This is a genomic window from Streptomyces sp. WM6372 (genome assembly GCF_001279655.1).
Lineage (GTDB): Bacteria > Actinomycetota > Actinomycetes > Streptomycetales > Streptomycetaceae > Streptomyces.
Genome location: NZ_LGDB01000177.1, coordinates 56,641 through 70,015, shown reverse-complemented (window position 1 = coordinate 70,015; position 13,375 = coordinate 56,641). Strand labels below are relative to the sequence as shown.

The following is a 13,375-nucleotide window of genomic DNA, read 5'->3' as shown; positions in this document are numbered from 1 at the left end:
GCTCACCGGCGCACCTCCCGGGCGAGCTGGTCGAGGCGGGCTGCGGCGAGTTCCAGCCATCGCAGATCCGCTTCGAGGTGGAACAGCGCGTGGTCGCAGACGAGTTGGTCGGCGAGGTCGCCCGTGCGCTTGCGCTGGGTCAGGATGCGCATGAGCCGCAGGTGCTCGGCCCGCTGGGTGTCCAGGAGGCCGGCGGCGCTGCGGCCGGTGAGGAGGGCGAGGACGACCTTGGTGTACAGGGTCGACTGGAGGTACGGCTCGGGCTTCTCGGGCTGGGCGAGCCAGCCGTCGACGTCGGTGATGCCGGCGTCGGTGATGGCGTACCGCTTGCGGTCGGGACCGCCGCCGCTCTCCATCCCCTCGACCTCGACGAGGCCGTTCTTCAGGAGGCGGGACATGGTCGAGTAGACCTGCCCGTAGGCGAGCGGCCGGTCGTGGCCGAACTTCTCGTCGAAGGCGCGCTTGAGGTCGTAACCATGGCGTGGACCGGCCTCCAGGAGGCCGAGGAGCGTGTGACCGATGGACATGCCGAGGACTATACATCCGGTGTATACACTCGATGTATACATGCGGTGTAGAGAGAACTTTCGGCCTGCCCATCGGTCACTCGTCGGGAGTTCGGTCCCGTTCCGCTCAGGCGTCGGGCGGGACGCGGGGGCGGCCGCGCGGCGGGATCGGGGCCGCGCCGCCCGGGAGGCGGCCGGCTTCGGACAGGGCCCGCCGCAACAGGAACTCGATCTGCGCGTTGGCGCTGCGCAGCTCCTCGCCCGCCCAGCGGGCGAGGGCGTCGTACACCTGCGGGTCGAGCCGCAGCAGTACCTGCTTGCGCGCCTGCCGCCCCGCCCGCGCGGGCGGCCGCTCCCGGCCCTCGCCCGCTTGCGGGTCCTGCGGCTCGCCGGCGGGGCTCACTGGTAGAGCGTGCCCGTGTTGACGACCGGCTGGGCGGCCCGGTCGCCGCACAGGACCACCATCAGGTTCGAGACCATGGCGGCCTTGCGCTCCGGGTCCAGGTCCACGATGTCCTGCTCCGCCAGTCGGGTCAGAGCCAGTTCGACCATGCCCACCGCCCCTTCCACGATCTGCTTGCGGGCCGCCACGACCGCGCCCGCCTGCTGGCGCTGGAGCATCGCGGAGGCGATCTCCGGAGCGTACGCGAGGTGCGTGAACCGGGACTCGATGATCCGTACGCCGGCCGCCTCCACCCGGGCGTGCAGTTCGAGCGCCAGCTTCTCGGTGATCTCCTCGGCGTTGCCGCGCAGCGACAGCCCGCCCTCGTCGTGCGCGTCGTACGGGTACTCGATCGCGATGTGCCGGACCGCCGCCTCGGTCTGGGTCTCGACGAACTGCGTGAAGTCCTCCACCTCGAACGTCGCCCGCGCGGTGTCCTCCACCCGCCACACCACGACGGCCGCCAGCTCTATCGGGTTGCCGTACGCGTCGTTGACCTTCAGGACGGCCGTCTCGTGGTTGCGGACCCGGGTGGAGATCTTCTCCCGCGAGGTGAGCGGGTTCACCCAGCGCAGGCCGTCCGTGCGGATCGTCCCGCGGTAGCGGCCGAAGAGCTGGACCACGCGGGCCTCGCCCGGAGCCACCATGTTCAGCCCGCCCATCGCGAAGGCCGAGGCGGCGATCAGGAGGATGCCGAGCACGATCAGGGACACGTGTGCCGCCGAACCCTCGGCGGCCGCGCCGAGGGCGATCAGGGCGGCACCGGCCGCCGCCCCCAACAGCCCCAGCAGCAAAGCGAGTCCGCCGCCGACGCTGCGTGCCGTGAACTCCCGTACGTCGCCAGCGATAGCCGCCGTATTCGTCATGGTCTGCCCCCATTCGCTCGGTCGCGGCCGGTCGAGCCGCTTAGCAAAGTGATATCACTTTTTTGGGCCGCCGCAACCCTGCGGGCTTGCCGCGCGTCGGTTCCCTTGATGTGGGTGCTGATTCTCACGTCCGAATTGACCGGTATTGGCCACGGTTGGCCAACCTTTGTCACAACCTGCGGTGTTAGCTTTCTGAGCTGACGTCGGGGGGGTAATCGAGCGGAGCGGGAGCGATGGGCCGAGCAGAAGCGCGTAAGGCGCAGCAGCGCAGTGCGCGACGGGCGCCGCGCGGGCGCGCCACCGGGAAGGGGCGTGCCGGCGAGCGGACCGGCATACGTCGCTTCTTCACATGGAAGAAGATCCTCGGGGCCTTCTTCGGGATCATCCTGCTCGGCATGGGCGCACTCGTCGCCCTCTACTTCTACGTGGACGAGCCCGACCCGAACGCCGACGCCCTGACGCAGAGCAACGTCTACAAGTACGCCGACGGCTCGATCATGGCGCGCGACGGCAAGATGAACCGCGAGATCGTGCCGATCAGCCGCGTCCCCAAGGACGTCAAGACCGGCTTCATCGCGATCGAGAACAAGTCCTTCTACGAGGACCAGGGCGTCGACTTCCTCGGCATCGCCCGGGGCCTGTTCAACACGGTCACCGGCAAGGGCAAGGCCGGCGGTTCGACGATCACCCAGCAGTACGTCAAGAACTTCTACCTGAACCAGGACCAGACGGCGACCCGCAAGCTCAAGGAGCTGGTGATCTCGCTCAAGGTCGACCAGCGCATGAAGAAGGACGACATCCTCGCCGGGTACCTGAACACCAGCTACTTCGGGCGCGGCGCGTACGGCATCCAGGCCGCCGCCCAGGCCTACTACGGCGTCGACGTCGACAAGCTGACCCTGGAGCAGGGCGCGTACCTCGCGGCCGTCCTCCAGGCGCCCAGCGACTACGACCTGGCGACCGCCGGCCCGAACGGCACGCGGCTGGTCAAGATCCGCTTCAACGGCGTGCTCGACAACATGGTCGAGATGAAGGCGCTCGACCCGGAGAAGCGCAAGCAGCTCCAGCTCCAGATGCCGATCAAGCCCAAGGCGGCCCCCGGCATGGAGGGACAGAAGGGCTACCTGAAGCAGGCCGCGGACGCGGAGCTGCGGCGGCAGACCCAGATGAACGCCCAGGAGCTCCAGGCCGGCGGCTGGGAGATCACCCTCAACATCGACCCGAAGAAGCAGGCCGCGCTGGAGAAGGCCGTCCAGGACGAGCTGGAGGCCAAGCTGGACCGCAAGGACCGGCCCGTCGACGCGAGCGTCCAGGCCGGCGCCACCTCCGTGGACCCGAAGACCGGCGCGGTCGTCGCGATGTACGGCGGCACCGGGCTCTCCGACCACTGGGCGAGCAACGCGCTGCGCCAGGACTTCCAGCCGGGCTCGACCTTCAAGCCGATCGTGCTCGCCTCCGCCCTGGAGAACAAGTCCACGACGCACGACGGCAAGCCGATCACCCCGAACGCGCTCTACGACGGCACCAGCAAGCGCCCGGTCGTCGGCAGCGACACCCCGTTCGCGCCGCAGAACCAGGACAACGCGAACTACGGCGACCCCTTCCTCACCGTCCAGGCGGCCACCAACTCCTCCGTGAACTCGGTGTACGCCCAGATGATCGTCGACGTGGGCCCGCCGAAGGTGAAGCAGACGGCCCTGGAGCTCGGCATGAAGGACCGCCAGGGCTGGCCGGCCGACAAGCCGGCCATGTCGCTCGGCACCATGAGCGCCAACACCCTGGAGATGGCCGGCGTCTACGCCACCTTCGACAACCACGGCAAGAAGATCACCCCGACGATCATCAAGAGCGCCAAGCACGCCACCCGCGTGCCCAAGCCGATCGAGCCGGTGGGCGGCCAGGCCATCAGCCGCCAGACCGCCGACACGGTGACCAAGGTGCTCACCGGCGTCGTCAACGACGGTTCCGGCAAGGCCGTCAAGAGCTCCGCCTACGAGGCCGCCGGCAAGACCGGTACCACCGAGTCCAACGTGGCCGCCTGGTTCACCGCGTACACGCCGGAGCTCGTCACCGTCGTCGCGATGTTCGGCGAGGAGCCCGGAACGGCCAAGCAGGTCACCCTGACCGGTACCGCGGGCGGTGGCCGAGCGGGTGGTTCCAGCTTCCCGGCCGAGATCTGGAAGGCGTACACGCTGGCCGCGCTCAAGGGCGTGGACACCGGCGAGTTCGACCTCTCCGAGGCGAAGATGGGTGCCTCGCAGGCGCCGAGCCGCAGCAGCTCCCCGTCGTCGAGCTCCTCGTCCTCCGTCACGCCGTCGACGAGCACCTCTCAGTCGGCGACCACCCCGGACCCCGGCAAGAGCTCGCCGAACCCGAGCAAGACCCCGTCGAAGACCCCCGACCCGACGAAGAGCCCGGACCCGACCAAGAGCCCGGACCCGACGAAGAGCCCGCCGATCACGATCCCGTAGCGCGCCCTTAGGGCCCGCCCCTGACGCACCGCCGCCCCGCAGCATCCACGCTGCGGGGCGGCGGTGTTTCCGGGGAGTCGGCCCGTCGTGCCGGCCCTGGCCTGCCGCGGTCAGTCGCGGACCGCCGCCGCGATCCGGTCGCCGAGCGCCTTGTCGACGTTGCGCCAGTACTGCACGGCACGCTCCAGGACCGGGGCGCTCACCCCGTCCTTCAGGTGCCCGCTGACGTTCGAGACGAGGCGGTCGCGGGCCGCGTCGTCCAGCACCTGCCGGACCATCGTGCCCGCCTGCCCCCAGTCGTCGTCCTCGCGGTGCAGGGAGTAGGCCTCCCGCACCATCTCGCCCGCCGCCGCCCAGCCGGCCGGCTCGCCGAAGCGGTCGACGCCGGCCGCCGGGCCCCCGTACGAGTTCGGCGCGTACGGGCGCGCCGCGGCCGAGGCCTCGAAGCGCATCGCGCCGTCCTTCGCGTACGAGGAGACCTGCGAGCGGGACCGGTTCGGCGGGAGCTGGGCGTAGTTCGCCCCGATCCGGTAGCGGTGCGTGTCCGGGTACGAGAACAGCCGCCCCAGCAGCATCTTGTCCGGTGACGGGCCGATGCCCGGCACCAGGCCGGAGGGCTCGAAGGCGGCCTGCTCGATGTGGATGAAGTAGTCGTCCGGGTTCCGGTCCAGGGTCATCCGGCCGACCTCGATCAGCGGGTGGTCGCCGTGCGACCAGACCTTCGTGAGGTCGAACGGGTTGAACCGGTAGTCCGGGGCGTCCTCGAACGGCATGACCTGGACGTTCATCGTCCAGCTCGGCGGCTCGCCGCCCGCGATCGACCCGTACAGGTCGCGGCGGTGGTAGTCCGGGTCCTCGCCCGCGATCCGGTCGGCGTCGGCCTGGGTGAGGTACTCGATGCCCTGGTCGGTCTTCATGTGGTACTTGACCCAGAACTTCTCGCCGCCGCCGTTGACCCACAGGTAGGTGTGCGAGCCGTAGCCGTTCATGTGCCGGTACGAGCGCGGGATGCCCCGGTCGCCCATCAGCCAGGTCACCATGTGCGCGGACTCGGGGGACAGGGTCCAGAAGTCCCACTGCATGTCGTGGTCGCGCAGACCGTTGTCGGGGCGGCGCTTCTGCGAGCGGATGAAGTCCTGGAACTTGCTCGGGTCGCGCACGAAGAAGACCGGCGTGTTGTTGCCGACCAGGTCGTAATTGCCGTGTTCCGTATAGAACTTCAGGGCGAACCCGCGCGGGTCCCGCCAGGTGTCCGGGGAGCCCTGCTCGCCCGCGACCGTGGAGAAACGGGCCAGCATCTCGGTCCGGCGGCCCGGCTGGAACAGGTCCGCCTTGGTGAACTGGCTCACGTCATTGGTCACTTGGAAGACGCCGTACGCGCCCGAGCCCTTGGCGTGCACCACCCGTTCGGGGACCCGTTCCCGGTTGAACTGGGCCATCTTCTCGATCAGGTAGTGGTCCTGGAGCAGGACCGGGCCGTCGGGACCCAGGGTGAGCGAGTGCTCGTCGCTCTCCACCGGGATCCCGGCGTTGTCCGTCGTGTACGGGATCTTCTGTGCGTCCTGGGTCACGAGGGTCCTCCCGCGGGCTCGACCGGATCCCCCCTGGTTCTCCCCGCGCGCCTACCCAGTCAACGCCGGTCATGCGCCCCCGGCAACGGGAGCTCGAACCAGACCACCTTTCCGCTGCTCAGCCGGGTCGCGCCCCAGCGTCGGGCCATGCGGTTGACGAGGAACAGCCCGCGGCCGCCCTCGTCGGTGTCCCGGGCCCGGCGCTGGCGCGGCAGCTGCGGGGAGTCGTCGCCGACCTCGCAGCGCAGGACGTCCGTCCGCAGCAGGCGCAGGGTCACGGGCCGCTCGGCGTACCGCACGGCGTTCGTGACCACCTCGCTGACCAGCAGCTCCAGGGAGTCCTGGAGCTCCTCCAGGCCCCACCGGGTCAGCGCGCGGCGGGCGAACCGGCGGGCGCGGCCCGGGGCGGTCTCCTCCGGGTCCAGGAACCAGTACGCGACGTCGCTGGGCGCGATCCCGTCGAAGCGGGCGGCGAGCAGCGCGATGTCGTCGTCCCGGTCGCCCGGGCCGAGCATGTCCAGGACGTCGTCGCAGAGCGCCTCCAGCGGCGGCGGGTGGTCCAGGCCCGTCAGCTGCGCGGTGGTGGCCAGGCGCTCGCGCAGCTGCTCGATGCCGGTCCACACGTCGCGCAGCCGGGATTCGACCAGCCCGTCGGTGTACAGCAGCAGGGTGGCCCCGGCGGGCGCGTCCAGCTCCACGGCCTCGAAGTCCACGCCGCCGACGCCGATGGGGGCGCCGGGGGGTACGCGGAGCACCTCGGCGCGGCCGCCGAGGTGCAGGAGCACGGGCGGCGGGTGGCCGGCGTTGGCGATGGTGATCCGGTGCGAGACCGGGTCGTAGACCGCGTACAGGCAGGTGGCCATCCGGTCGGAGCCCAGGCGCTGCGCCTGCTCGTCCAGGTGGTGCAGGACCTCGGCGGGCGGCAGGTCCAGCTGCGCCAGGGTCTGGGCGGTGGTACGGAGCTGGCCCATGATCGCGGCGGAGGTCATGGAGTGGCCCATGACGTCGCCGACGACGAGCGCGACGCGGCTGCCGGGCAGCGGTATCGCGTCGTACCAGTCGCCGCCGACCCGGGCCGTCTCGGCGGCTGGCAGGTAGCGGGAGGCGAGCCGGACCCCGGTGGGCTGGGGGAGGCTGTCGGGCAGCATGGTGCGCTGGAGCTCGTCGGCGATGTACGCCTCGCGGCCGTAGAGGACCGCCTTGTCGATGCCGAGCGCGGTGTGCGTGGCCAGCTGGGCGGCGACCAGGAGGTCGTTCTGCTCGAACGCGGGCCGCTCGGGGCTGCGCAGGAACACGGCCGAGCCGATGACGCGGCGGCGGCCGCGCAGCGGCGCGAGGATGGCCCGCTGGCCGCGCGGTACGGGGTGCTCCGCGCCGAGCAGCTCCGGCAGCGCGTCCTTGGCCCCCGCGGCGGACCCGAACACGGGGCGCACGCCGCGCAGTACCTCGGCGAGGGCACCGCCGGGGCGGATCTCGCAGAGCTCGGCCGCGGGCAGGTCACCCTGCGGGCCGACCAGAGGCAGCTGGCTGAAGTCGAGCTCGCCGCCGGTCCCCGTGGCCCCGGGAGCCCCCGCGGCCCCCGCGGAATCGGGTCCGGTCAGATCGTCGATCGGCCGGAGCCGGTCGGTGCGGCGCAGCCTTAAAACGACCGGGCCGACGGGGCGTTCGTCGCCCACGGGGAGGGGATCGCGCAGGTAGACCAGGATGGCGTCCGAGAAGGTGGGCACGGTGGCCCGGCACAGGCCGAGGACGATCTCGTCGAGGTCGATGCCGCGGGCGATCCGCCGGGTCGCGGCGCCGACGAACCGCAGCCGGTCACCTTCGCGCCGGGCCACCCCGCCGTCGGCCCCCTGCAGACCTCCGCCGAGCACGCCGTCCGCCGTACCGGCGCCCTGGCCGTACAGCTGCGCGTCCGATGCACCGCCTTCGCCGCCGACCGCGGCACGGCCGACGTACGCGGTTCCGTCGTCCGCGTCCGGGCCCTCGCCGCCTCCGGCGCCCTGCCCGGCCGCTACCGCGTCCGCGTCTTCGCGGGGGCGGGAAGCGTCCGGTACCGCCGCCGGGCGGTCCTGGGCCCCGCCGCGGGCCTCGTGGGCCCGGCCGGCGGACAGGCCGGCCGCGTCCTCGCCGTGCCCGTCCTCGCCGTGCGCGGCGTTCCGTGCGGCCTCGCCGTCGCGCCGCCGGGACCCGCCCGCCGCCGCGGCGGAGTCGCGTACGGCATTGCGGGCCGCTTCGGCGTCGCGGCCGCGGCGGCCCGCCGCGCCCGATGCCGCCGTGCCCCGCGCGCGGCCGCGCGCCGGGCGGGGCGTGCCGTCCTGCGGGGCGGGTACGCCCTCGCCGCGCGGGCGCGGCACGTCCGAGCGGACGGGGTCGTCGCCGCCCGCGGCCGAGCCGCGTACGGCCTCGGCGGCGGGGACGGGGGCCTTGCCGTGGCCCAGCTCGTCCGCGCAACCGCCGGGGGCGGCGGGCATGCCGGGGCCGCCCGGGGCCGGTGTCGCGGCGGCCGCGGCGGGCTGCGGGCCCTCCTGCGAGGTGGGGTACTCCGTCACGCGTGGAATTCCGTCCGTTTGCGCTCGATGTGCGCTGCACTCAACTCGGTCAGTCGCGGTATACCCGCTCAGCGGCGGGGACACCACCGCCCCGCGGTTCCGCGTCCCGCTCGTTACCTCTCGCTCTGCTTTGACCTCCGGTCAAGTCCCGCGTACGGCACGACATTTACGGATTCGGGGCCCAGCGCGCCTCCCGCGCGCGACCTGCGGAGGGAGATCTTACGGTTGAACCCCGGGGGCGCATCAAGGGTCTCATGAGGTCATATGCGCCGGAGTGCGGTCCCAGTCCTCGGGAAGGGCCGGAACTCCCCAGGCGGGATCCGGCCGCCAGTCCTGCCAGCCGTCGGAGAACGGCGCCCCCCACGCCTTGATCACGTCCACCGCCGCCCGCCCCGCGGCCTGCACCTGGCGGGCCTGTTCCGCGTCCATCAGACCGGCCCGCTGGGCCTGCGCGAACTCGTCCTCGTCGCGCCACTTCCAGGTGCGGTCGGGGTAGACGGAGATGTCCAGGAAGTGGTCCACGGAATCGACCCCGCCGGACCACCGGGTCCGCGGCTCCTCCAGGTTCACGTACCAGCTCTTGAACCGCCAGCCGTGGTCCCAGAACAGCCACACCGACCACGGGTCCCCGGGCCGCGCCAGCTTCAGCACGCCGGCGCCGAACCAGCGCGACCGTACGGTGGTGCGCGGCGCGGTGTACCGGGTGGCGAGCGGCTCCTCGTGGACGGAGGTGCCGTCGGCCAGCACCGGCTTGACGCACTCGGTGCCGGGGGCCATCCACACCGCCAGCAGGTCGGCGGTGTCCTGCACCACCGTCACCGGGCGGCAGATGTGGACCGCGCCCTTCAGGCCCGGGGCGTGATCGCGGTAGCGCCAGAGGACCTGCTCACCCGGCCGCCAGCGGGTGCCCTGCGCGCCGCCGCCCCCGCGGCCTCCGGTACCTGTCATGCGCAGATCTTAGGGCTGGGGCCCCCGCGCCCGCTGCGGTGCAGGTCACGGAGGCGCGCGGGGACGGGAAACGACCGAATCCGGCCCTCCTGCTGTGACGTTTTCAGGGCCGGGTCATCCGCAGGACGTCGAGGGCCTCGTCCAGCTGTTCCAGCGTCAGGTCGCCGCGGTCGACGTACCCGGCCTCCAGCACGACCTCCCTGATCGTCTTCCGTTCGGCGAGCGCCTTCTTGGCGACCTTGGCCGCCTCCTCGTAGCCGATGTACCGGTTCAGGGGGGTCACCACGGAGGGGGAGGACTCGGCGAACTCCCTGGCCCGCGCCACGTTCGCGGTGATCCCGTCGACCGTGCGGTCGGCCAGCAGGCGGCTCGCGTTGCCGAGCAGCCGGATCGATTCCAGCAGGTTCTTGGCCATGACGGGGAGCATCACATTGAGCTCGAAATTGCCGGCCGCGCCGGCGACGGCGACGGTCGTGTCGTTCCCGGTCACCTGTGCGGCGACCATCAGTACGGCCTCCGGGACCACCGGATTGACCTTCCCGGGCATGATCGAGGAGCCCGGCTGGAGGTCGGGCAGATTGATTTCGGCCAATCCTGTGCGCGGTCCCGAAGCCATCCAGCGCAGATCGTTGGAGATCTTGGTCAGGGAGACGGCGACCGTACGGAGCATCCCCGAGGTCTCCACCAGCGCGTCCCGCGCCCCCTGGGCCTCGAAGTGGTTGCGGGCCTCGGTCAGCGGCAGCCCGGTCGCGGCGGCCACCTCGGCGATCACGGCCGCGGAGAACCCGGGCGGGGTGTTGATCCCGGTGCCCACCGCGGTTCCGCCCAGCGGCAGTTCGGCGAGCCGGGGCAGGGCGGCGCGCAGCCGCTCGACGCCGTAGCGCACCTGGGCGGCGTACCCGCCGAACTCCTGGCCCAGGGTCACCGGGGTGGCGTCCATCAAGTGCGTCCGGCCCGCCTTGACCACCTCCGCGAACTCGGCGGCCTTGCGCTCCAGGGCGGCGGCGAGGTGCTCCAGTGCGGGGATCAGCTCCCGGGTGACGGCGGCGGTCGCGGCGATGTGGATGGACGACGGGAACACGTCGTTGGAGCTCTGCGAGGCGTTGACGTGGTCGTTGGGGTGGACCTCGCGGCCGAGCCGCTCGCCGGCCAGGGTCGCGATGACCTCGTTGGTGTTCATGTTGGACGAGGTGCCGGACCCGGTCTGGAACACGTCGACGGGGAAGTGCTCGTCCCAGCGGCCCTCGGCCACCTCGGAGGCGGCGGAGCGGATCGCGTCGGCGACGTCCTCGTCCACCACGCCCAGCTTCGCGTTCACCGCGGCGGCCGCGGCCTTGACGAGCGCGAGCGCCTCGATGTGGGCGCGCTCCAGGCGCTGTCCGGAGAGGGGGAAGTTCTCCACCGCGCGCTGGGTCTGAGCCCGCCATTTGGCGTGTGCGGGGACCCGTACCTCGCCCATCGAGTCGTGCTCGATCCGGTAGGCGTCCCAGTTCTGATCGTCGGTCATGTTCGTTGCCTCCTCAAAAAGTTGAGCAATTGTCTTGTTCGAAGTGTTCCCAAGTCCCCTACCGGCCAGTAAATACCGTGGGTAACACCGACAGGGGAGACGTTCATGACACGTGTACGTACGAGACCCGGGCTCAGGTCTACCTTCGCCGCCGTCGCGGCGATCGCGGCCGCCCTCGGGGGCGTCACCGCCATCACCCCCATGGCCCAGGCCGCGACCACCCCCGCGGCCGCCCCCGCGGCGGCCGCCACGCCGCTCTCGCCCGAACTGGAGGCCATCCGCGCGGCGGAGGCCGTCAAGATCTACGGCGACCCGGCGATCCGCCCGCTCAACGAGCGCAAGACCGGCCTGATCTCGCTCGGCGACAGCGAGATTTCGGGCGAGGGCGTCGGCAACTACGACCCGGCGACCAACACCCCGGACAACCAGTGCCACCGCTCGCCGGACTCCGCGATCCACCGCACCGGCATCCCGGCCGACCTGACCTTCAACGTCGCCTGCTCCGGCGGCTACACCGGCAACATCAGGATCGGCGGCAGCAAGCAGTACGCCGACGAGCTGGTGCAGAGCGACAGCCTCGCCGTCAAGGCGCGCAATACGAAGATCAAGATGGTGCTGCTCGTCGCCGGCGCCAACGACGACCTCCAGTTCGGCCCGGTCATGACCGACTGCGTGACCCGCTGGGTGCTCAGCCAGGGCACCTGCGAGCCCAAGTACGGGCCCGGCTGGCAGGCGCGCGTGGACGGCCTGAAGCCCAAGGTCGAGGCGACGGTCGCCGACCTCAAGACCGTCATGCGCGAAGCGGGTTACGCCGACTCCGACTACAAGCTCGTCGTGATGGGCTACCCCAGCCCCATCGGCCCCGACTTCTACGACAACCCGAACTTCCCCGGCAAGCTCCCCGGTGGCTGCGCCGGCTACGACTCCGACGCCGCCTGGGGCCGCAACTACGCGGTGCCCACCTTCGAGAAGGGCATGCGCGCGGCGGCGCTGGCCTCGGGGGCCACGTACCTGGACAACTCGCGGCTCTTCCAGGGCCACGAGGTCTGCATGGAGGACACCTGGGCCCGCGGCCTCTACCTGGACCTCGGGGACCACTTCCCGTGGGACGAGAACACCGCCCGCCAGTCCTTCCACCCCAACTACCGGGGCCACGGCGCGTTCGCGTCCTGCCTGACCCAGCTCTACGACTCGGGCCTGCGCGAGGCCTCCTGCGCCGACCCGGCGAGCACCGGAACGCCCGTCCTCCAGGCCGGTGCCTGGGACTCCCTCTACGCGCCGCTGAAGAACGAGGCGACCGGCAACTGCCTCGACTCCAACGGCGGCTCCAGCGCCAATGACACCAAGGTCATCGGCTGGGACTGCCACGGCGGACGCAACCAGGGCTGGTGGTACGACGCGGCCCGCAAGTCGGTCCACATCGAGCTGACCCACGACCGCTGCCTCGACGCCCCCGGCGCCCACTACGGCGCGGGCACCGGCCTGATCATCTGGAACTGCCACGGCGGCGCGAACCAGCAGTGGGTCCGCGACGGCGCCACCCTCCGCCCCGCGGCCGCCCCGGGCATGTGCCTGACCGTGGCCGCCGCCCACGACCAGCTGCGCCTGCAGACCTGCAACGGCTCGGCGAACCAGCGCTTCGTGTAGAGGCACGGCGCGTAACCCCGCCCCGCACCACCAGCACCACCTGCACCCGGCCGGCGCACCCGGCCGGGTGTTCCCGTCCGGGCTCACAACCGGCGCAGGTGCTCGCGGACCTCCCGGGGCCGATTGGTGATCAGCGTGTCCACGCCCAGACGGACGCAGAACTCCACGTCCTCCGGCTCGTCGACCGTCCAGACGCGTACGCGCAGCCCCCGGGCCTTCAGCCGCGCCACCAGCCCCGGGTCCTTGCGCAGCAGGTCGATGCCGGGCCCGGCGTGCCCGGCGAACGGCGGCCGGGCGGGCCGCAGCCGCCGCTCGATCAGGTACACGGCGGGCAGCCCGGGGGCCAGCCGGTTCAGCCGGACCAGGGCGTTGCGGGAGAAGCTCATCACCTCGACCCGGCCGTCGGATCCGTCGGCGAGCCCGTGCTCCTTGAGGACCCGTACGAGCTCGGCCTCCAGGCGCCCGCCGGCGCGGGTGGGGTGCTTGGTCTCGACGGCCAGCCCCACGGGCCGGTCGGCGGTCAGCGCCTCCTTGAGCAGGTCCTCGAAGAGCAGCACCTGGGCCCCGCGGTGCGCCTCGCCCTTCCAGCCGCCGAAGTCGAGCCCGGCCAGCTCCTCGTACGTCATGGCGGAGACGACCCCGCGCCCGTCGGAGGTCCGCTCCACCCGCCGGTCGTGCACGCACACGAGCCGCCCGTCGGCACTCAGCCGTACGTCGCACTCCAGCGCGTCCGCGCCGTCGTCGATGGCCTGCCGATAGGCGGCGAGGGTGTGCTCGGGATGCTCGTGGGAAGCCCCGCGGTGGGCGATGACCCGCACGTCGCGGGCGGTGGGGAACGGCTGCGTCATGGAACAGACGTTAACCGGAT

At 71.8% G+C, this 13,375-nt stretch carries 10 protein-coding genes; 2 read left to right on the top strand and 8 right to left on the bottom strand.

All coding sequences use genetic code 11. The annotated features are described in order from the left end of the window. Positions 1–2: 2 nt before the first annotated feature. The 3 genes from ADK52_RS15170 to ADK52_RS15160 all read right to left on the bottom strand — a co-directional run bounded on the left by ADK52_RS15170 (position 3) and on the right by ADK52_RS15160 (position 1,814). Positions 3–527, bottom strand: a complete 525-nt coding sequence (locus ADK52_RS15170) for a PadR family transcriptional regulator (protein ID WP_053690323.1) — start codon at positions 525–527, stop codon at positions 3–5. Positions 528–633: 106 nt separating this feature from the next. Then, a complete protein-coding gene (locus ADK52_RS15165) occupies positions 634–909 on the bottom strand; it encodes a hypothetical protein (protein WP_053690322.1) in 276 nt (91 codons plus the stop codon). Beyond that, the gene (locus tag ADK52_RS15160; RefSeq protein ID WP_053690321.1) at positions 906–1,814 is read right to left on the bottom strand and encodes an SPFH domain-containing protein; all 909 of its coding nucleotides are present in this window, start codon (positions 1,812–1,814) and stop codon (positions 906–908) included. The genes ADK52_RS15165 and ADK52_RS15160 overlap by 4 nt, the downstream gene beginning before the upstream one ends. A gap of 233 nt (positions 1,815–2,047) precedes the next feature. Between ADK52_RS15160 and ADK52_RS15155 the strand changes: the two genes are divergently transcribed. Beyond that, a complete protein-coding gene (locus ADK52_RS15155; protein ID WP_053690320.1) occupies positions 2,048–4,285 on the top strand; it encodes a transglycosylase domain-containing protein in 2,238 nt (745 codons plus the stop codon). A 110-nt stretch (positions 4,286–4,395) separates the two neighbouring features. Here the strand turns inward: ADK52_RS15155 and ADK52_RS15150 are convergent, their stop codons facing one another. The 4 genes from ADK52_RS15150 to ADK52_RS15135 form a co-directional block, all read right to left on the bottom strand. After that, positions 4,396–5,856: a catalase gene (locus ADK52_RS15150; protein WP_053690319.1), complete on the bottom strand. Its 1,461-nt coding sequence runs from the start codon at positions 5,854–5,856 to the stop codon at positions 4,396–4,398. A gap of 59 nt (positions 5,857–5,915) precedes the next feature. Further along, positions 5,916–8,210, bottom strand: coding sequence for a SpoIIE family protein phosphatase (locus tag ADK52_RS15145; RefSeq protein ID WP_420714888.1), 2,295 nt, complete (start codon positions 8,208–8,210; stop codon positions 5,916–5,918). Between the two features lie 447 nt (positions 8,211–8,657). Continuing rightward, on the bottom strand, positions 8,658–9,353 hold the full coding sequence (locus ADK52_RS15140) for a DUF402 domain-containing protein (protein WP_053690317.1): 696 nt from the start codon (positions 9,351–9,353) through the stop codon (positions 8,658–8,660). Between the two features lie 103 nt (positions 9,354–9,456). Continuing rightward, entirely contained in the window at positions 9,457–10,860 is a 1,404-nt protein-coding gene (locus ADK52_RS15135; RefSeq protein ID WP_053690316.1) for a class II fumarate hydratase, read from the bottom strand. Between the two features lie 105 nt (positions 10,861–10,965). Here ADK52_RS15135 and ADK52_RS15130 point away from each other — a divergent pair, with 105 nt between their 5' ends. Further along, entirely contained in the window at positions 10,966–12,507 is a 1,542-nt protein-coding gene (locus ADK52_RS15130) for a ricin-type beta-trefoil lectin domain protein (protein ID WP_053690315.1), read from the top strand. 83 nt (positions 12,508–12,590) lie between these two features. Here the strand turns inward: ADK52_RS15130 and ADK52_RS15125 are convergent, their stop codons facing one another. After that, on the bottom strand, positions 12,591–13,355 hold the full coding sequence (locus ADK52_RS15125; protein ID WP_053690314.1) for a glycerophosphodiester phosphodiesterase: 765 nt from the start codon (positions 13,353–13,355) through the stop codon (positions 12,591–12,593). Positions 13,356–13,375: the final 20 nt, after the last annotated feature.

What these genes read in the sequence shown, in the direction of transcription:
- ADK52_RS15170 (WP_053690323.1), bottom strand. Translation starts at nt 527, where the DNA reads ATGTCCATCGGTCACACGCTCCTCGGCCTCCTGGAGGCCGGTCCACGC.
- ADK52_RS15160 (WP_053690321.1), bottom strand. Translation starts at nt 1,814, where the DNA reads ATGACGAATACGGCGGCTATCGCTGGCGACGTACGGGAGTTCACGGCA.
- ADK52_RS15155 (WP_053690320.1), top strand. Translation starts at nt 2,048, where the DNA reads ATGGGCCGAGCAGAAGCGCGTAAGGCGCAGCAGCGCAGTGCGCGACGG.
- ADK52_RS15140 (WP_053690317.1), bottom strand. Translation starts at nt 9,353, where the DNA reads ATGACAGGTACCGGAGGCCGCGGGGGCGGCGGCGCGCAGGGCACCCGC.
- ADK52_RS15135 (WP_053690316.1), bottom strand. Translation starts at nt 10,860, where the DNA reads ATGACCGACGATCAGAACTGGGACGCCTACCGGATCGAGCACGACTCG.
- ADK52_RS15130 (WP_053690315.1), top strand. Translation starts at nt 10,966, where the DNA reads ATGACACGTGTACGTACGAGACCCGGGCTCAGGTCTACCTTCGCCGCC.
- ADK52_RS15125 (WP_053690314.1), bottom strand. Translation starts at nt 13,355, where the DNA reads ATGACGCAGCCGTTCCCCACCGCCCGCGACGTGCGGGTCATCGCCCAC.